This is a genomic window from Treponema sp. OMZ 838 (assembly GCF_000775995.1).
GTDB lineage: Bacteria > Spirochaetota > Spirochaetia > Treponematales > Treponemataceae > Treponema.
Window position 1 is genome coordinate 493119 of sequence record NZ_CP009227.1, and the last position, 20195, is coordinate 513313.

14 protein-coding genes are annotated in these 20195 nt (G+C 43.5%); 6 read left to right on the forward strand and 8 right to left on the reverse strand.

What is annotated here, in order from left to right:
* Positions 1–4 precede the first annotated feature (4 nt).
* A complete protein-coding gene (locus QI63_RS02205) occupies positions 5–1177 on the reverse strand; it encodes a relaxase/mobilization nuclease domain-containing protein (protein ID WP_044013490.1) in 1173 nt (390 codons plus the stop codon).
* Between the two features lie 296 nt (positions 1178–1473).
* Between QI63_RS02205 and QI63_RS02210 the strand changes: the two genes are divergently transcribed.
* From QI63_RS02210 to QI63_RS02225, 4 genes are all read left to right on the forward strand, one after another.
* Positions 1474–3552 (forward strand): DNA topoisomerase, encoded by a 2079-nt coding sequence (locus QI63_RS02210; protein ID WP_044013492.1) that lies wholly within the window; start codon positions 1474–1476, stop codon positions 3550–3552.
* Between the two features lie 151 nt (positions 3553–3703).
* Positions 3704–3934: a hypothetical protein gene (locus QI63_RS13110; protein WP_044013494.1), complete on the forward strand. Its 231-nt coding sequence runs from the start codon at positions 3704–3706 to the stop codon at positions 3932–3934.
* Entirely contained in the window at positions 3931–5118 is a 1188-nt protein-coding gene (locus QI63_RS02220; RefSeq protein WP_044013496.1) for a tyrosine-type recombinase/integrase, read from the forward strand. The genes QI63_RS13110 and QI63_RS02220 overlap by 4 nt, the downstream gene beginning before the upstream one ends.
* Before the next feature lie 263 nt (positions 5119–5381).
* A complete protein-coding gene (locus QI63_RS02225; protein ID WP_044013499.1) occupies positions 5382–6047 on the forward strand; it encodes a DUF2715 domain-containing protein in 666 nt (221 codons plus the stop codon).
* 195 nt (positions 6048–6242) lie between these two features.
* Here the strand turns inward: QI63_RS02225 and QI63_RS02230 are convergent, their stop codons facing one another.
* A complete protein-coding gene (locus QI63_RS02230; RefSeq protein WP_044013501.1) occupies positions 6243–7226 on the reverse strand; it encodes a hypothetical protein in 984 nt (327 codons plus the stop codon).
* Positions 7223–8155, reverse strand: coding sequence for a LysM peptidoglycan-binding domain-containing M23 family metallopeptidase (locus QI63_RS02235; RefSeq protein ID WP_044013503.1), 933 nt, complete (start codon positions 8153–8155; stop codon positions 7223–7225). The genes QI63_RS02230 and QI63_RS02235 overlap by 4 nt, the downstream gene beginning before the upstream one ends.
* A gap of 95 nt (positions 8156–8250) precedes the next feature.
* Between QI63_RS02235 and QI63_RS13010 the strand changes: the two genes are divergently transcribed.
* Positions 8251–8496 carry a hypothetical protein gene (locus QI63_RS13010; protein ID WP_200877765.1) on the forward strand — a complete coding sequence of 82 codons (246 nt, stop codon included), beginning with the start codon at positions 8251–8253 and terminating at the stop codon, positions 8494–8496.
* A gap of 168 nt (positions 8497–8664) precedes the next feature.
* Here QI63_RS13010 and QI63_RS02245 read toward each other — a convergent pair whose 3' ends face one another.
* From QI63_RS02245 to QI63_RS02265, 5 genes are all read right to left on the reverse strand, one after another.
* Positions 8665–8835, reverse strand: a complete 171-nt coding sequence (locus QI63_RS02245; RefSeq protein ID WP_044013508.1) for a DUF362 domain-containing protein — start codon at positions 8833–8835, stop codon at positions 8665–8667.
* A 63-nt stretch (positions 8836–8898) separates the two neighbouring features.
* On the reverse strand, positions 8899–11544 hold the full coding sequence (mutS, locus tag QI63_RS02250) for a DNA mismatch repair protein MutS (protein ID WP_044013510.1): 2646 nt from the start codon (positions 11542–11544) through the stop codon (positions 8899–8901).
* Between the two features lies 1 nt (position 11545).
* Positions 11546–12064 (reverse strand): OmpH/Skp family outer membrane protein, encoded by a 519-nt coding sequence (locus QI63_RS02255; RefSeq protein WP_044013513.1) that lies wholly within the window; start codon positions 12062–12064, stop codon positions 11546–11548.
* A gap of 13 nt (positions 12065–12077) precedes the next feature.
* Entirely contained in the window at positions 12078–14519 is a 2442-nt protein-coding gene (bamA, locus tag QI63_RS02260; RefSeq protein ID WP_044013514.1) for an outer membrane protein assembly factor BamA, read from the reverse strand.
* Between the two features lie 100 nt (positions 14520–14619).
* Complete coding sequence (locus tag QI63_RS02265; protein WP_235619753.1) at positions 14620–18945, reverse strand: translocation/assembly module TamB domain-containing protein; 4326 nt, start codon at positions 18943–18945, stop codon at positions 14620–14622.
* A gap of 617 nt (positions 18946–19562) precedes the next feature.
* On the opposite strand from QI63_RS02265, the gene tmk reads away from it, so the two are divergent.
* Positions 19563–20192, forward strand: a complete 630-nt coding sequence (gene tmk / locus QI63_RS02275) for a dTMP kinase (protein ID WP_044013521.1) — start codon at positions 19563–19565, stop codon at positions 20190–20192.
* The last annotated feature ends 3 nt before the right edge of the window (positions 20193–20195 follow it).

Sequence of the window (20195 nt, forward strand, 5' to 3'; positions counted from 1 at the left end):
ATGCCTACGTATTTCTGCCATAAAGCGTGATCTTTCCTCGCTGCTTTCCACTCCCGTGGGTATTTCCGCCGCGATACCTCACTGTCTTTCCAATAAAACGCTCTGCGATATTGTGCAGTGTCGGAACATAATAAATCCCTTTTTCCGTCTCAAGGACAAACCCGTTATTCCATGTATCTTCGTCATTCATCGTATACACCTTCTTTATAATTCCGGTGAGCTCCTCTTTTCCTTGATAGACACTCACCTGTTTTCCGCTTCCTTTATAAGTATTCCATACTTCAAGGAAGCGGTTATACCTGCCCATATTTTTAAGCGATTCATCCCATCCGTCTTTAAGCTCATACCGGCCGCTTCCGGTATGACAGGCAAGATCAAGCGCTGATAAGTACTCAAGCCGCTTTTTTACTGACAGTGAATCATGGGTGAAAATAATTGCTTTACTTCGCTCATCACGTCTCCATGCACTTGCCTGTATTGCTTTATCAAGTGCGGTAAAGCGATTACTTTTATATAAGTCGCTTTTACTTTGCCGAACTTCTTCGACCGTACGATACCCTGAAAGTGAAGTACATACTTCCTGTGCCATCACACGAAGGGTATGTTTGATAAAATCTTTCGGAAATCGCTCAATAACACGCCCGTTTTTATCGACGCCATTGATAAGAAGGTGCACATGCGGATGCGCGGTGTCGTAATGTGCTGCCGCTTGATAATAAACATCAAGCCCGTAAAGCGTATTGATTTTTTTCACCAGTGTTTCAGTTAAGACTTTTAAGTTTATATCGCTTCGCTCGGGAGAAATAATAAACTTAAAATGTTTATCACTCATGTGCGCCTTATATTCTTCGCTATCGCTTCCGAATAGTTCAGGTTTTTCAAGAACCGCTTCTTTATTTTTTTGCGGCATATATTCTTCCAGATATTTTTGATGCGCACTCATTTTTGTCCCATAAAAAAATTTCACCATGCAGCGCTGCTGACGCTTTCGTAAAGAGCCGACTATTCTACCGCCGTTTTTTGGCACCCCTATTTGTCCACCGCTGTGCAGTCGGCGTTTTAGTGCAGTAAAAAGCTTTTGCGCTTCTTTCATGTCATTCTTTTTATGCGCGCGCTTGATCTTAAAAAGATCTTTTTCGTATGCACCAAGCCTTTCAAGGTTCAACTGTATTGCCATCGTTTTCCTTTAAAATTAAATAGCCTCACTTGAGGCTATTTAAGCCTCAAGTGTATTGCTAAAAACCGGTAAGAACTGAAAAATCACCAAAACGCCCCATGTATAACAAAATTATATTTGATGCACCAAATATAATTTTGTTTGCTCAGATAACATTGCACACAGGTGTTCACAAATTTCTATCTCATGCACTAGGCAGAAAAAAAAATGCGTTAACATTCCTTTATCTTGCCTCTTTAGGACACCTGTGAATATAGCATATTGATGTTACTACTGCAATACTTTATATTATTTTTATGACTTTTATTTTAACTGAAAAACCTTCCGTCGCTAAAGCATTTGCCCACGCCCTCGCTGTTCCCTTTACCGGCTCATACTATGAAAACAACCGCTATCTTATTACCAATTGTCTCGGACACCTTTTTCAAGCATTCGATCCTGAAGATTATGAAGTACACTATAAAAAATGGAACCTTTCGGATTTGCCGATTATCCCTCACACAATACGTTTTAAAAAAATTGAAGCGTCAAAAAAACAAGCTAACCTTGTCGTGTCATTATTACAAACACACCAAAGTGACACTATCATTATCGCGACCGACGCAGGTCGTGAAGGGGAGCTTATTGCTCGCATCGTTTTAAGCGAAGCGGGTATCACTGATACGAAAAATATTTTTAGATTTTGGACATCTTCTGCGCTTACACCGCCTGTTATTACAGAAGCCTTAAAAAAGGTAAAACCGTTAAGCGACTATAATGATATCGCTCGTCAAGGCTATGCTCGCCAAAAAGCCGATTGGCTTGTCGGAATCAATATCTCCCGTCTGTTATCCATCCATGCAAAAACACTCCTTTCGGTCGGAAGAGTGCAGACAGCCGTACTCGCCGAAATATTCAGGCGGGAAAAAGAAATCGCCGACTTTATCCCAACTCCTTATTATGAGTATGTCGCGGAAATAGCCTCAAGTGAGGCTATTTTCACGGCAAAGGCCTATACAAAAAATGAAGACGCCTCGATTACCACTGCTTTCCAAAACGACTGTTTTACTCCTGACCGGTTTTCAAAAAAACCGGTAGTCGTACAAGAAATAAAACAAGAACAAAAAAAAGAAGTCCCTCCGCTCCTTTTTAATTTAAGTGCCCTGCAACGTGCTGCCTTTGCTTCTCTTTCCCTTTCTCCCGATCAAACCCTTGCCATTGCACAAACACTCTATGAAAAGTATCAATGTCTCTCTTATCCTCGTACTCCAAGCCGTGTGATGGGAAGTGCTGACGTTCCGCTTATTAAAGATGTCTTTGAACGTATGAGCGCTGTATATCCTGAATATACGGACGCTGTTGATACTGCGTTACTGGAGGCTTGTAATGCTCGTCTCTTTAATGATGCGCAACTTGAAGATCACCATGCACTAATCCCCCTGCAAGCAATTCCCGATACTGCTTCAAAAAGTGAAAAGGCGGTATTCTCTCTTGTCGTAAAACAATTCTTTGCTTCTTTTTCTCATCTCTTTGTTTATGAAATGCAAACACTCTTTCTTATGATAGATGGTGTACCTTTTATTGCACGGGGACGGAAGACGCTTGAAATCGGATGGAAATCGCTTTTTTTAAAGGAAGGTGAATCATCCGATGAAACCGATGCACCGGATAAGGGTGAAGAAAATACTTTTGATGATATTGATACAACTCATCTTCTTTGCAAGGAAGTACGGACAGAAAAAAAGAAAACACAGAGTAAAAAGCCCTATCGCTATGATTCGCTTTTGCAATTTATGGAAAAGCCGAAAGAGAACGGAAAGTACAGTGCCTCCCTTGGCACCGAAGCAACCCGCGCTGCAATTATTCAAACGCTCTTGGATCGCGCCTACATACATGAGGAAAAAAAGAATCTTCATCTTTTGGAAAAAGGGATTTTCTTAATTCAGCAGCTTGAAAAATTTCCGCTTCTTTCTCCGCTTATTTCAGCACGGGAAACAGCCGAATGGGAGTATGCCTTAAAAACCGATTCAAAAACGTTCTTAGAAAAAATAGAAGCGTTTGTCTCGAATGTCTGCAAAAAGCAGCTTTCCATAGCCGTATTTGAAAAACAAAAAATTGGTATCTGTCCGCTCTGCGGCGGCGCAGTCGTTGAAATGGAAAAAGCATTCTCTTGTAATCAGTATCCCGTTACCGGCTGCCGTTTCACCATATGGAAAAAAACATACGGCACGCTTTTATCCGCTTCTGATGCAGCTTTACTTTTAAATGGAAAATCCGTACGTAAAAAGAACTGCAAAAGCAAAGCCGGAAAAGTTTTCTCTTGCATTCTTTCCCTTGTTAATGGTACAATAACCTTATCGTTCGACACATCAAAAGAACGAAAGATACGACGGTAAGTATGCGCCGCCTTTATCGGAAAAATATGGACAGGGAGGGGTGGTTCATTTCATTATGAAACTATTGCCCCCGGTATACAACGCGAATACCGCCCTTCCATACGTATTTTTATTTCCTGATAGAAGGATTTTTTAAGGAGCACACGAACTGATGAAAACAAAAAAATATTACCTTTATCTCCGCGGCGGCATTTGGTATTGCCGCTTCACCGATCCGGTGACCGGCAAACCCTTAACAGCCCGCTCAACGGGTAAGTCTTCCAGACAAGAAGCTGAAGAAGTCGTTATTGCATGGCTCTATGGCGGCATACCGAAAAACACAATAAAGAAGAAAAACAAATCCTTGAAGTTCATGCGGTTATCGAAACATTCAAAAAAATGATCGTAAATAAGCGTATTCCTTCCGATGAGCTTTCTCACATTCTCTCCCTCGCTTCTTATATGTACGGTTTATCCTCTTCCGTTCATCCTTGTGATAATCAAAAAAAGAGCGAACATCCTCAACAACCACCGCACACTGAATCGCTCGACGTAAAAAAAAACGCTACCGTAAATAGCCGTGCATCCCTTTTATTTGTCGATTACACCTTAGCCTTTTGGGATTGGAAATGCTCCCCCTATATTGCCGCCCTCCGTGAGGAAGGCGTACCGGAAAAACTCCTTCCGGGGAAAACACGGTTTCAAAAAATACGCTATATGCTGCAAAAGCGTTTATTCCCGTATTTTAAGAATACCCCGCTTCATACAGTAACGGCAAAAGACATCAATAAATTTCTTGTCTCCCTTTTGGGCTCTCTTAAAGTAAGCAGCCTCAAGAAAATGAGTGAATGGCTCCAGCAGACGGTTAAGTTCGCCTATAAAGAAGGGTTACTCGATACTGATATATCTTCGCAAATTCATCCGCCGAAAGGAGAATGTGAGATAAAGCCCATTTTAACCATCGATCAATCGGTACAGCTCTTTTCGACTACTGAACATTTTAAGAATAAAATGCACTACTGTATCAATAAACTCGCTCTGGAAACAGCCTGCCGTATCGGTGAAGTCGCTGCTCTTAAAATTTCCGATATTCTTTTTAATGACGGCGAAACGCAGGCAACCGTGCGTATTACAAAAAACTATCATTTCAGTAGCCATATCTTGAAAGACACAAAAAACAAATCTCATAAAGAAGTTCCTATTTCCCCGCACCTTACCGTCTTATTAAAGGAATTCATTGAGACCCATCCGCAAAAAGATAACGACGATGCGTTCTTGTTCTATAATAACACAAGGGCAGACCGTCCCATCGGGTATGATTCAATACGGAAAGAATTTATCCGCGTGATGAAAGCGCTCGACTTTTATGTACCGCATTTGAGTATTCATTCCTATCGTCATTTAGCAGCTGTCATTTTATGGGATAAAGGATTCCTAGAGCGGGAAATTATGATGGTTACCGGACATAAAAGTCTTTGGGTATTACGCCATTACTGCAACCATGAAACGCAGGCGAGGAAAGAAAAGAAGCGAGAGATGAGCAGGGCAATTGCACAAGCAATTACAAGCGAGACGCTTATTGCATAAATATATAAAATGTCCAAAAATATATCAAAAAGGGCTTGACTTTTTATGAATATAGTGTACGATAGCAGTATAGAAAAAATAAGTGTAGAAAAAGCTGTAACGATTTTTTAATCAATGATGCTTTTTCGTGTGCTATTAACTGCTGTTTTAGGGGCAAACCCCTTGAAAAAACTTCCCTCTTTACTATCAAGTTTCATTGACTGAAACAAGTAAAAATGTCATACTTGCGCTAACTTTACACCTTTTTAGGAGGATTATAAGATATGAAGAAAAGACTTTGTATGCTCTGTTTACTTACCGTATTTTCAGTAAGTTTTCTTTCTGCTAACGTAAAGATGAACCTTGAGCTTGGCCCGGTGTATACCTATTTTGGCAGCCGCGAGCCTTCCGGCAGCGGACACAAATCATGGACAGCTCATACCGGCGGTTTGAATATACTGTTCGGCGTCGAATTTATTCAAAATTTCGGAGTATACGGAACTGCAAATTTTGCTTTCGGAAAGGACTATTGGTATAAGACTTCATACCCACGGTCATATTCAGGAAACTTGATAGATGCAGACTTAACCTATGTAATAGACAGCCAGTTCGGGTTCTTCTACGTATTCCACCCCGTAAAGAATTTGGATTTAAGACTCGGTGCCGGACTCGGCATCGGCGGCAGCGGGCGAAACTACCCTGATGGGCTAACAAAAAAGGAAAAATCACAGGTCAATATCGGCGGCGGTGTCAATTTGGATGTTTCCTATATGTTTACCAAAATGGTCGGTATTTACGGCGGCGTGTCGGATACTTTATATGCCCCTGTATACACGGTAACTAAAACAAAACACAGTGACGGTTCCGCCAATACAAAAGGAGATCCACACAAACCCGGACAGATTGCCAATTCGTTAAATATCAAAGCAGGAATAAGATTAGTATTTTAAAGCGGCCGTATCCGCCTTCATATCCCTATTACACCGCAGCGCTTTAGAGGAATGAAAGCGGGTGCATAAAAAAAAAGCCGGTTAAAGAACCGGCCCGCCGTCTGGCTATCGGCCGGTTAATGGGTGGGAGGGGAACTAACCGACCGATACTCTATATATCGGCTTTGATGTACTAAACCTTAATGCATTTCAATTTTAATTTGTAATTTCCTGCAAGAGAACATCCATCGTCATCGTCATTTCGTAGGTCTTTCCTTCCTCAACGGTAATTTGACGGGTGAGTTCATACGTTCCCATCTTAAAGACAACGGTATGCACACCTACGGCAACCGGCAGCGGTTCTTTTGAAAGCGTTATCTCTTGATTATCAAGAAACACTGCAGTGTGTTCGGGTGCTTGTATGTGCAGTAACGGCGTAATAGATTTCAACTGAACTTCCAGCTGCGTGATTTTTCCCCGCTCGACAATACAGGAGCGCATTTCGGTTCGATACGCATCCGAACTGATACTTACCGAATACGTTCCCGGCAATAACAGCTGCAAATCTTCGAACTGTGTAAGATATTCGTTATTCAGCTGCACGGTAATCGGTTTTTGTTCCTTTTCGGGAAATTGAAGCTTCAGCTTTAAGCCGCCTTCAGCAATCAGAAGAGGGCGGATAATAACTGTAAAAGAGGCTTGCTCAAAATCGTCAGGCAAGCCTTTCATAACAGGACTCAGCCGCAGCATAAGAGGACTTACACCAATGAGGCCTGTATACGGTAAGAGTTCGCTATTCTTTATGTGCTTAAAAGTATAGTCTTTTTTTACCGGAATCCTCAGAATATGCGAAAACCTATTCGGCAGCAGCGCCGTGCTGATCTTTTTTGCAGAATAGTCGATATATTTCTTTGAAGGTTGCGGTTTTATATCGGTATACACCGTATAGGCGATGGAATTAGGATAATTCATACTTGCCTTATCCTGCTTTATTTCAAGTTCTATCCCTTCCAAAAACAAAAAACCGCTTTTAACCGCAAACGAAACAGCGTCATTATAACCGATAGTAAGCGATACGGGTTCAAACGCATCCCTGTCAAAGACATACGAATGCATATTACCGACCCTAAAGCTGTCAGCATAAAAAAAAGAAACGGCAAAAAAGAAAAAATATGATGTTATACACAAGAGCTGCTTCATGACTTTGCTTTCTTTGTATCAATGAAAAGGGACGGATTCTTTGCCTTTCCTTGCTCACGTACCTCAAAGTGTAGATGAGGCCCCGTGGAAAGACCGGTAGAACCGACATACCCTATTACTATACCTGATTTTACCTTTTCATACAAGCGGGCTTGAACCTTGCTGAGATGTCCGTACAGACTTTCCCTGCCGTCATCATGGCGTATCAGGATGTAATTGCCGTAGATATTGCTGTATGCAATTTCAATAACCGTACCTGCTGCACAGGCATAGACAGGACTTCCGGTTGGAGCGGCAAGATCAATACCCGCATGGTAGGTTGATTTTCCGGTAAAAGGGCTTTTCCGCATACCGAAGTCTGATGTAACAACGGCATGCTGCAACGGAAACCGATAGAACGGAACAAAAAAGAAGCTGCGCACGGTGCTGTCAAGCATCGCATTTGGGAAACATTCTACCCGTATCTTTTTTTCGGGATTTGCAGCGGAAGGGAGCGTAATGGAAAAGGATTCGGTTTTAAGCTTTTTACTCAGCGCTTCGGTCAATTTTTCGATATCGGAAACCGCTTTTTCGGGAAGATAGAGCGCCGGTAAAGCCGGCAGCAAGAGCATTTTGCCTGAAATATCGGTTTTGACGGATTCGATACCGTTTAAAGTGATCAATGCATCATACGGAATACTACATCGGGCAGCGATTCGGATAATGGTATCCTCTTTTCGCGCTCTATAGCGGTAAAATTGCAGGGGTAATTCATGGGCGGTTTTTCCCGCTGCAAGTGCTTTCCGTGCATAGAGGACATCATCGCTATATTGCTGAAAAATATGATTTTGCGGAGACAGCTCCGGTATCAGCGGTAGTTCCGCATACTGGGCTGCCGCAACAATATGAATAAAAAAGATAAATGTGCAGCAGAGCGGAAATTTTTTCATCACCGGAAGCGCTATATCCGGTCTTCCAAAAACCCAAAGGCTACGAAACCGTATAATATAAACGAGAGGATAAGCACCGAAAAGGCTAAGATACGATGATAAGCAAAAATAAATATAAAGAAGAGGATCAATCCTCCAAAGAGAATGAGCTTTTTTATGAGCGAATAGAAGAACTTCCGCGGATGGGCTTTATAGCTTTTTATACTGCGCTTAACAATAAAAAACAACAAAAGCGCGGAAAAAAGCAAAAGACTGATAGCGGTATACGTTTGTGTGTACCGAGTTGCCAACAGCCAGAGCGGATAGACAATGCAAAAGCTGAAAAGGAGGCAGCCTCCTAAAAGTAAAACAAATGTACACACCTTCAAAAATAGGGACTTATAACCGACCGCTATTTTATGAAAATACTCTTTCACGCTTTAAACCTTTTACAATAAAATAGTAGCGGCAGCCTGTGCATACCGAACCGTTGAGAGCGGTTCCAGAACTGCCGCCAAGAAACCTACACGTTATTCTTCGGAAATTGCTTCCGTAGGACAAACGCCGGCACATGCACCGCAGCTGATGCAAGCATCAGCATCGATAACTCGTGCTCCATTTGCTTCACTGATAGCACCTACGGGACATTCGCCCTCGCATGCACCGCAATTGACGCAAGCATCGGAGATCTTATAAGCCATAATCATACTCCTTGATATGTGTGATGCCCGTATCATAATCAGAACGGCTGAAAATTGCAAGGCTCAGGAGCACCCGGCAAAGAGCGTTTTTTTCCAACGGATAATCATTTGCAGCGCTTGAAGCGGCGTAATTTCGTCGGCGTTTGTAGAAAGGATTTCGTTGATAACCATTTCTTCATCACTAAAGAGATTCTTTTCCGGACTCGTTTTCTGCTTCTCCGGCACGGTAAAGTCCGTAGGTATGGTAGTACCGGGCACCTGTGCGTTCAGCAGCTCCGTCGCCCGCCGTATAACCGTTTCCGGCAGTCCGGCAAGTTCCGCAACGTGCACCCCGTATGAATGGGCTGCGATCCCTTCGATAACCTTCTTTAAGAATACGATTTTTCCTTCGGTTTCCAACACATCCAAACAAAGCTTTTGCAGCCGCGGATGGACAAGTTGAGCCAGCTCATGGTAATGAGTTGCAAAGAGGGTTTTTGCACCGATCGTATGCAAAAGATATTCGCTTACCGCCCGCGCGATTGAAAACCCGTCCCCCGTCGAAGTACCTCTGCCGATTTCGTCCATAATAACGAGGCTGTTAACCGAGGCATTCCGCAAGATATAGGCAGTTTCGGTCATTTCGACGAGGAAGGTAGATTCCCCGCGGGCGAGGTTATCGCTGGCGCCAACCCGGCAAAAAATACAATCGACGGGGGTAAGCAGCGCTCTTTCAGCCGGCACAAAAGAACCGACCTGAGCAAGCAGCGTAATGAGGGCAGTCTGCCGCAAGAAGGTGCTCTTACCGGCCATATTAGGCCCGGTAATAAGCGCAAACGAAGGGATATCAGAAGCGGCAGAAGAAGAAAGCCGTATGCTATTCGGCACGAATTCGCCTGTAGGCAAGTGGTTTTCTACGACAGGGTGCCGCCCTTCGCAGATATCCAAAATCCCGTCGGCGGAAAATTCCGGTTTTACCCATGCATGAAGCGCTGCAGTATATGCAAAGGATTGAAGCACATCCAATTCTGCAATTTCTTTTGCAAGAAGATGCAATAGGTCAATTCGATTATATACTTCCGTATGTACTGCAAAAAACAGCTCTTTTTCGCACGCGATAATGTTTTCGCCGACATCGTTCAGCTTTGTTTCAAGTTTGCTTAATGCTTCCGTCGTAAAACGGTCGGCGGTTGTCAGCGAGCGGCGCCTAATAAAATGCTGAGGAATTTCTGCCGTTTTAAGGCTGCCGTGGGTTACCTCAAGGAAATAACCGCTTAACCGGTTATACTTGATTTTTAAGTTTTTAATCCCCGATTTTTCCCGCTCTTTTTCCAAATAGTTTTCTAAAAGCTTATTGGCGTTATCCCGCGTATCGCGCAGTTCATCCAGTTTTTTTGACCAGCCCTGCTTAATCAGTCCGCCTTCTGAAAGGACAATCGGGCAATCTTCGGCGATGCTGTTATCCAGAAGCGTATAGATCCCCTCCATATCATCGCTCAGTTTTTGCGGCAGCTGTAAAAAAAAGAGGCCGTTCCTTTTGCTCAGCCGGGCAAGTTCGATGCAGGCTTTAAGGCTCTGCTTAATTCCTAACAGATCCTTTCCGTGAGCCCGCTGCATGGCAACCCTGCCGGTAAGCCGGTGGATATCAAGCACTGCCGCAAGGGTATTCCGCACGGCAGCGAGCGCCTTTTCATTGCGGAAAAGCAGCGTCGTTTTATCAAGCCGTGCGTTTATTTCTTCGGCGGTTCGCAGCGGATGGTAAAGCCAGTGCCGCAAAAGGCGCGTCCCCATTGCCGTCTTTGTATAGTTGACGGTTTCAAACAGGGTAAAAGAATCCGTATTGTCATGCAGATTTTGCAGCAGCTCAAGGTTTTTACGTGTCGCATCATCCATCATCACAAAATCAGAGTCGCGGTATACCTTTATACCTGTAATATGGGGCAGCGCCGCTCCTGTCGTTTGCTCCAAATACTGAAGCAGCAGCCCTGCCGGCGGTAATTCGGGAGACGCTGCCGTTAAAGAAAAAGATTTAAGGGTTTCGGTACCGAAGCACGCACACAGCCGCTTTTCTGCGGACGCGGCGGAAAAATGCCAGTCGGGATAGAGGTTTTGCAGCATCTGCGGATATTCTCCGCACAAGGTTTTTAAATCCGGCACCGAATCGGCCAGCGATATTTGAATAAGGATTTCCCGCGGCTGTACACGGCCGAGTTCTTTTTTGAATTGCTCTGTAAAATCGGCACGCGGAAAAGAAGTAGCAAAGAATTCCCCCGTACTGACGTCAAGGTAGGCAAACCCGATAAATACGTCCGTAACGGCGCCGCAGGTAATTTCTTTCGGTGTACAGTAAACGGCAGCAAGGTAATTATTTTGTCCTTGATCAAGAAAATCTTCCCCCGTAGCGGTACCGGGGGTAATCACTTCTACAATCTTTCGTTCGGTCAGTTCTCCGGGGACGACATCCGAAACTTGCTCGCAAATCGCAATTTTTTTTCCGGCGCGCAGCAGACGCGCAATATAAATACGTGAAGCGTGATAAGGAATGCCGCACATAGGACTTCCCGTCCGCTGTGTCAGCGTTAAATTCAGCAGTTTGCTCACCTCAAGTGCATCATCATTGAACATCTCATAAAAATCGCCTAAGCGAAAAAAGAGAACAGCATCTCTATACTGCGCCTTTATTGAGAGATACTGCTGCATCATCGGGGTGAGCGACGCCGGTTTTGTCATATTAGTTTGAACTGAGCTCTCGGATAACGGTTTCCGTAATATCGACAGTCGGGCTGTACCAGATAATTGCTTCGCCCTGTTGTAAGTTTAGTACCATCGTATACCCCTGACTTTCTGCAATCTTTTTAATTGCGGCATAAAGGCGGGAATAAAATACATCATCACTTACCAAGCTCTTCCGCAGCATTGCCAACTCATCGTTACATGCCTTGGAATATTCAAGCAAGAAACTTGTCTTTACGTCGATTTCAGCCTGATATTTTTGGACGGCATCGACTCTTCCGATTGCTTCCGCATCTACTTTTCTTTGACGAAGGGCAATAATTTCATCGGACATCCGCTGTATTTCAGCTTGATACTTTACCTGTTTTGCCTGATAGTCGCGAACGGAACGGGAATCCCGCAAAAAAGTAGAGTAAATACGGGAAGTATCGACAACTGCGAAACGGGTTATCTGCTGCGCGGATAGTGCAACGGCACCTGCAGCAAGACAGAATAATATAAAAGCATATTTTTTCATCTATTTGCTCCTCTTATAGGTTAGGTACATTAAACGATAATACGAAGCGCCAATCGGCTCCTCTTCCGTTTCCCCACACCAGCTTACCATTCTGTGCTTTAAAGGTGTTTGCAAACATCAGCCGCAGCGGGAATTGAGGAATAACAAAGCGCAATCCCGGCCCAAAGCTGAAATAGTAATCATCAATTTTAAAGGTTTTTAAATCGGCCAAATCCTTTTTGACGGCGGCCGCATCAGCAAAAAAGTCAAAGGAGAGAATACCGTGCGCTAATGGCCATCTAAATTCTATCCAATGGTTGATCAGCACATTCCCCTTGCCGGTCGATCCCAGCGTCAGCCAGCCTCGGCCGGTAAACATACCATCAATAGCGAGTTTACTGCTATCTCCGATGAGGCTGTTCGGCATCGGTATCTGGAACGAGAAACCCGTATAAAAGGCCAGTACAAATTTGAGGTTCCAAATTTCAGAAACAGGATAATCGACAAGAGTAATATATGCTTCCGCTTTTGTTTCGGAACGGAAGAAATATTCATCTTCAACTTTTGGTATAAGACCGAAGAAAGAGATTTGTTCACTCAGGAACCAGCCTTTGCTTGGGTCATAGGTAATATCGCGCCCGTCAAGCGAAAGCCGCGTCCAAAACGAGTTGCTGAGCCGCCATTTAGCCTCCTGCTGCCGTATCGTCGGATCAGCTGCGCGATAGAGAGACGTATCATAGAAGTTCTTGACCAATGAAAAGTTTACACCGCCGCGCAGCGTAGTTGTAAAGAAACGGTTATACCATCGATATCCGGTATGAACGCCGAAGGTTGTTTCAAAGCGGTCATATCGCATCCGGTAAGCATTTGCCAAGTCTTTATTCTTTTCAAATTCTTCTTTATTTTTAAACGGCCCGTAAGGGAATACCATATCCTGATAATCAAACAACGATTTATGCGTAATCGATAAATCAAACCCAAGCGTCAACGGATAGCCAAGAAACCAGTTTTCAGCATAACCGAGTTGAAGTGTTTGATTATCCGTTGCCGCAGTCGCATTAACCGATAGTTCGTTTCCGCGTCCTGCAAGGTTCCGTTCCTGCCATTGCACAAATAACGAAAGTGGGAAACTGTCGGCATCCGAAATACCCGAAAAGGTAATTCCGAATTGAATACTTGCCGTCGACTGCTCTTCAACATTGAGGATGACATCGATCAAATCCTGCTCGGAACCGGGCTGTACATCCGGAACAACCGTAGAAAAATAACGCAAATTAAATAAATTACGCAAACTATTGGTAAATTTTGATTTTGAAAACACATCTCCCGGCTCAAATAGGAGCTCACGAAGTATAACATAATCTTTTGTCCGTGCATTACCACGGATAATAATATTTTCGATATGACTTCTACTTCGTTCAACAATAGTAATCACGAATGATACTTTTTTAGTGGTCGAATCACGCTGCATTGCTTTTGCAATATAATTCGAAGTATAACCGTTTTCAAAATACATATCGGCGATGGCTTGAAACCCCTGTTCAAATCGAGTCATATTCAAAACACTGCCCGGTGCCAGTCTTATTTTTGCACTTAAATCTTCGGTAGAAAAAATCTTATTTCCCTCAAAAGAAGTTCCGTTGTAAGTATACTGTTCGCCTTCCATAATGATATATGTCAGCTTTACCATGTTCTTTTGCGGATCGGATTCTGAATCTATATCCTTAACAATATTTTCAACATGAGCATCGATATAACCGCGTTCACCGTAAAATTGCTGTATAGCTATCTTATCTTCTGCGAGCAGACTCTCTTGAAAAATTCCCTTGACAAGGAATTTGGCTGGTTTGGTAAGAAGGACACCTTTTAGAGCCTTTTCTCCGACAGCGGTATTCCCTTGGAAGGCAACTTCGGAAACAATCGTTTGCTTTCCTTCCGTAATGGTAAATTCAAGGATAACGCCGCCTTGGGGACTTTCGGACACATTTGAATTCACAACGGCGGATGCATAACCTTTTTCTATATAGTAATTTTTGATAGTTTGTTCGTCGGCATTCTTTTTTATCTCATTGTAGATATCGCCTTTTTTCAACAGTACCTTGGATAAAATATCGCCGCGCGAAATTTGATAATTTCCCGTTACCTTTATTAGGGTAACGACAGGCTTTTCGGTTACTTCAAATTCAAGCCGAACATACTGATAATCGATGTCGGCAGGAACCGCTTTGGGCACAATGTCGGAAAAATAATCAAGCGCATATAATTTTTGCAGTATTTCCGAATACGTTGCATCAGAAAAGGGCTTTCCTTTAAATGAATCAAAAATACCGTCCATTTCGGTTTTTGATACGCTCTTCAACCCCTGAAAAACGATGGTTGTTATCGGTTTGTTTTCATACCAATTATCGGGAGCTTGTGCCCATAAAAAGCAGAAGGATAACATGAGTACCGTTACGGCTATCACCTTTTTTAACATTAAAGACTCCTCTATCTCATTTACATCATCTTATCAACAATATGATTACCGCCGAGCATTTTTGAACTGCACGGCAATACCCTCTTTGAGGGTATTGAGTTTAATATGAATATTTCCATGAAAAAGTCAATGCAGCATCTCCTACAAATAAGGTATCCGGTTTTGTAGGGGCGACCGACCAACGAAGCAAGAAGAAGGGTGTTGCCATTTCCAAACCGATTTCAGGTTGAAATAAAAGATCCTTATAAACAGGACGCTTTGAGCCGCCGTTTTTAAGCGATTTGGAATCATAGTGGCTTAAGTGCAGCAGCGCATCCGCATAGATCGCCGAACCGAAATATTTCCCTATATAAACACTTGTATTATCAAGATAGTTACTCATTGTTAAAACAGTATTCTGGTTTGCAGCGAACAGGTTACCAAAAATAGCATTTTGCAGCAACAACGTGCGGAAAGAAAAAGCATCCAACCCTAAAAAATCCCTGACTTTGCTTTCCGCTTTTTTGAGAAAACCTACTTGTGCCAGAATATCGGAACTGGAAACCAACAGATTTTGCCATAGATTATCTTTCCCCGTATCGCCGATAGCCACTTGTCCCAATAGCTGCATAATTTCATTCGTAGAACGGGGCGGATCCGAGCTGATTTCCGGATTAAAACTGAATAATGACTGATCCTTTGCCGTCAAGACAAGCCGGAGCGGTTCACCGCTACTGTCACGATCGCGGATTTCTGCCCTTAATGTTACCAACGGTTCAATTTCCTTAGCCACATCTGCAAAGGAGATGGAACCTTCACGGATATAGAAACTGCGCTTAATATAGAAAACTTCTCCTCCCCGCATTTTTATATCACCTTTCATTGTAAAGTTACCGGTTTCGGCATCGGCAATCAGTGAAAGTGGAGAATCGGTAGGAACAAGTGTTCTTAAGATTGGAAAATCTGCAGTCGGCCAGCGGAATTCGGCCTTATGACCAAACTGTAAATCCAGCTTCATATCAAAAGCAATATTACTCTCCCCTCCATATTCGGCATTGAACTTATCAAGATTATCAAATTTAAACACAAAGTAGCCTGAATCGAATGTTGCGGAGCCGTATACGCCGACAAGCGTAGGTGTTACCTTTATCTCAACGGTACAGCCGACAAGACCGTCCGCTTTGAACAGGATATTATCGGTCTTAAATACCCCCATCTTGGTTCCCAGCGTTCCACATTGAACTGAAATATTGTTGGGAATCCAACCCGAAAATTCTGCGGTGCACCGCGCCCAAATATCCGTCGAAGGCCCTTTCAATACGGTATACGGTACCTCAAGCCCCGTACCGTCCGCAATGATATCGAGTAAAACAGGCCCATAGACCTCCGGTGCATAGCGGGGAGAATTGACGGTTATATTCTGCCCGACTAATTTCCCGTTAAACTCAGGCTCCATCGGTTTGCCACCGATCGTCAAATCCCCTGTAAGCGTTCCGCCGTAAAAGAGTACATAATCCAAACCGGTTATATCCCATATTCGTTTAACGTCAGCACGGATACCCGACACTTGCAAATTTAAAGCATCTTTTTTTACCGTGCCGTCCAAATTAAACTTGAGCGGAAGAGATTCCGCCAATTGGAGCGAAACAACCCCATCGTCTAAAATAAAGCCGGTTATATCATCATTCTTTCCGGCATAAAACGCGGTAACCCCCGGATCACGGATCATAGAAAGCGGCACCGTATTCTTTCCCTTAAAGTCACCGAACTGCCAATCGCTCAAAGAAATATTAATCGTAAAGCGCTTTGTTACGTTATTGAGCCGGGAAAGCAGCGCAGATTGAGCTTTTTCGTCAGGTTGTACACCGGTATACACAGTACCGATATGCGCCTTCAGCTGTTTGTCGGCAATCATACCGGCATAATCGGCTTCGAGCCTTCCGGACATTTCAGCGAGTGAAAAATTACCTGCTATATCGGAAACCTCATGCGTACCCCATTTAAGCCGGGTAATATTCAGATCCGCTTTTTCATCTTCTATCATAAGGGAACCGGCCAGGTTCAAATCTTCTCCCTGAACAAGCATCGAAAGTTGAGACAAATCCAATCGAGCTAAAAAGGAATCCGAAGCGGCCGAAAACACCACATCCGCCGACACCGCATGCTGCTTTCCTTGCGTGTATAAAAAGCGAGCCAACGAAATGGCATCAAGTTTAAGCGAGCCGTCTGCACGGATATCTCCGCTTGAAAGATCAAGCTTTGCTGCAAACTCAAGTTTTTCGGCGGCATCGGGGGAAACGAGATTCATCGCAGCAGTGTAGCTCTGTCCGCCTTCACTATCAGATGCGGAAGCTGTCGTTACGGCCAGCGTACCGGTCAGCGCGTCGTCATCGCCAAGTTTTACTTCAGTCAAAAGCAATCCCGAAGGATCTGCTTTTCCCATAAACTTAAAGCCAATCTTTGCCGGAGCAAATGAAACAGGTGTACCATAACTGACGTACCCGTTATCGATAGCATAAAGCCAATCCGTACGATTATGATATTGAAACTCCGAATCCAGGGTTAAAAAGAGGGGCAAAAAAGGCAGCGGTATTTCATTGGTTTTGACGGTTCCTTTGAAGCCGGAACCTTTTTCATAAAGAGCACTGATTGCAAGACCATAGTCACCGTAAATATTGAGAACATTCTGAGAAAAGACTCCCTGCACCTGATAACCGATCGAGTTAATCGCTAAAGAACTGGTAAAAATAATATCGCTTAAATGCTCAAATTCGGCATTGATATTTCCGCGAACGGACATATTTTTGTAGGATAGTTCGATATCGGTCAATGCAAAGGAAGATTGATTGCCTTTTACCGATAACAGTGCATAAAAGTCATTCAGTATGTTTGAAACTAAGACGAACCTGGTGCAATTATATGAAAAACTGCGTAAATCACTCGAAATATAAAATTCGGTTGTACATTGGAGCGATTCAACGGCTTCATGCGGTATATCGACACCCGGAAAGGCCGCTTCAATAAAGCTGCAGATTGTACCGATACCCACAGCGTCGAATGTTCCATGCAGCTCTACAAAATGAGGAGAAGCGGAAGTGCTGCTGCCTTCGTTATAAATATAAGAGCCGTCAAAACGATACTTTCCATATCCGTCTTCGGCCGATAAGGTATAATCGGCTTTCTGGGCCGAAGGATTAACTGCTAAAGTGATGTTATGAAGGGCTCCTTCGCCGGCGGTCAATTTCGGTATTTTGCAAAAGAAGGTCTTTCCTCGCGTAAAAAACTGAAAATCTGCAGCCGCTGAAGCGCCGGACGGAAGGTTAAACCGTCTTATGGCAGCCGTTCCGGTAGGAATCATGGTGTTGAGGTTAAAAGTAAATTCGGAAAAAATATCTACATCTGCCCCTGATAATGAAAGCCGTGAAACATCTATCTTTGCATCTTTTCCTTCCGCCGCAAGCTGCAAGCGAGAAGATGCAAGCCGGTATGAAGAGAACGTCAACGGCGGCAGATCGAAACTTAAATCGGTATCCCATTGGATATGCTGCCCCGAAAGCGCAAATTGAACATTGCCGGACATTGTTATAGAAGCGAATTGGGCGATACTTTTGGGGGCATTATATACCCTCACGGACTGCAAAGGAGCAAAATCTTTGCAGCTAAACCGTCCGTTTATATCGTTTGTTGCAATATTCCAGCTTGCGGTAAAGTCAACGGGCTGAAAATCTTGCATAGTGTTAAAGGTAAAAACTTGATCACGATAATCAGCAAATAGTTTTACCCGGTGTATACCGAAACGATCGGTGGAAATATGAGAAAAATCGGCAACAGCCGAACCGGCAGTCAAATTTTTGTTAAACTTTCCTTCGATAGTAAGACCCGTTTCGGCCTGACCGATGGCTGTATAATCAGCATTGCGGTAGAAAGCCGTACTGCTCAGACTGACCGTTAATGCCTCCGCATTGATGCCGAAATAGCCTTCCGTTATTTTTGCATCAATATCGTGCACAGCATTCCTAAATCTCAAACGGACATTTTTAACATGCACATTCAGCATTTGAGAGGAAAGAAAAGAAAGAATCTGTTCGGTATTTGCAGATGACTGAACGGAAGGTTGAGCATCCATCGCCGCGTTAAGCTTGTCGGCAAGTGCTTTATTGTGCACTAAGTCTATGTCTATAAATCCGTCGGCAATATTCACGGAATCTAAAATTTCGGCAGTATTCCCCCATAAGAGCGCCCAGAATCGGTATCGGATGGAAAAATCTTCAAAAGAAGCCATTTCCATATTATGTTCAGCGTCATAGACTTTTACATTCCGTAATGAAACCGACCGCAAAATCGAAGGAGAAAGCGATTCGTAGGACAGACGTATATTGTATGTTTGCTCCAATTCCGTCAAAACTACCGAACGCACTGCCGTCAATTTTTTTTCCAGCGTCTGCATCAGAGGACGGAGCATCGCAAAAGAGAATACAAGTATACATAAAAATAGTAAAAATTCTATTTTAGACCGTACCGCAGGTTTCATCGGAGGGCTATTATATCAGAAAAGAAATTGCTATGATAGACGAGGGCAAAAGTCAGGGCAATCGTACCAGACATTGTGTCAAATATCCCCGCAGAATAAATGAGGCTGTTCAACCAGAATTGAATCTCTTCGCGGTTCAAATGGTCTCACAACCTCCTGTTTCTGCGATTTATATTTATCTGTCTGGTACGATTGCCCTCTTTTTAAAATAAACCGCATGAAATTTTGTCTAAAATTTCATGCAAAAGGAAGATAAACGCATCAGACTTCTTTAAATTTCCCCGCAGAATACTGAGGCTGTTCAACCTTTCCTTTTGAAAATATACGGCGCATCTACTGCGTCGTACGCTGAAAATAAATGCTCAACGTATATAAATACGTCTCCGCTTTATTTTCAGCTAACTCCTTGTATCTACACCATCTATTTTCAAAAGGCTAATGGAAAGGTTATTTTTTGTCTGATACGATTGCCTTTCTGTAGAAAAATGTGCAAAATTTTATCTAAAATTTCGCACAAAAAGGAAAAACTATAGATGATTTTGAAAAATTTTGTGGTGTTTGAGGGGCTGGACGGGACGGGGACGACGAGCCAGATACGGTTGTTACAAGAAGCGTTTGCTTCCCGCGGGCGGCAAGATGCCGTACTGTTTACTTGTGAACCCACCGATGGCTCCATTGGGAAGTTAATCCGCGGGGCGCTTTCGGGTACAGTAGACTTCGATGCTCAAACGATAGCCTACCTTTTCGGAGCGGATCGTTGTGAGCATATATACGGTAAAGAAGGTATTTTAGCGCAGCTTAAAGCGGGGAAGGCGGTGTTTTCCGACCGGTATTTTTTTTCCAGCCTTGCCTACCAAGGTTTGGCTGCCGGAAAAGAACTGGCACGGGCAATCAATGCGCCGTTTCCGCTCCCCGAATACCTGTTTTTCTTTGACCTGCCGGCAAAAACTGCGATGGAGCGAATCGAAAAACGGAATATCCCGCGGGAAATATACGAAAAAGAGACGTTTCAGCAAAAAGTTGCGGACGAATATCAGATTATTCTCCGGTATTATGCGGGAACGGCACCGGATATGCGGATTATCCGTATCGACGCTGCTCAATCGATAACAGAAATTCACGAAAAAATCTGGAGTATTGTGCACAATCTGCCGATAGTATGAGGG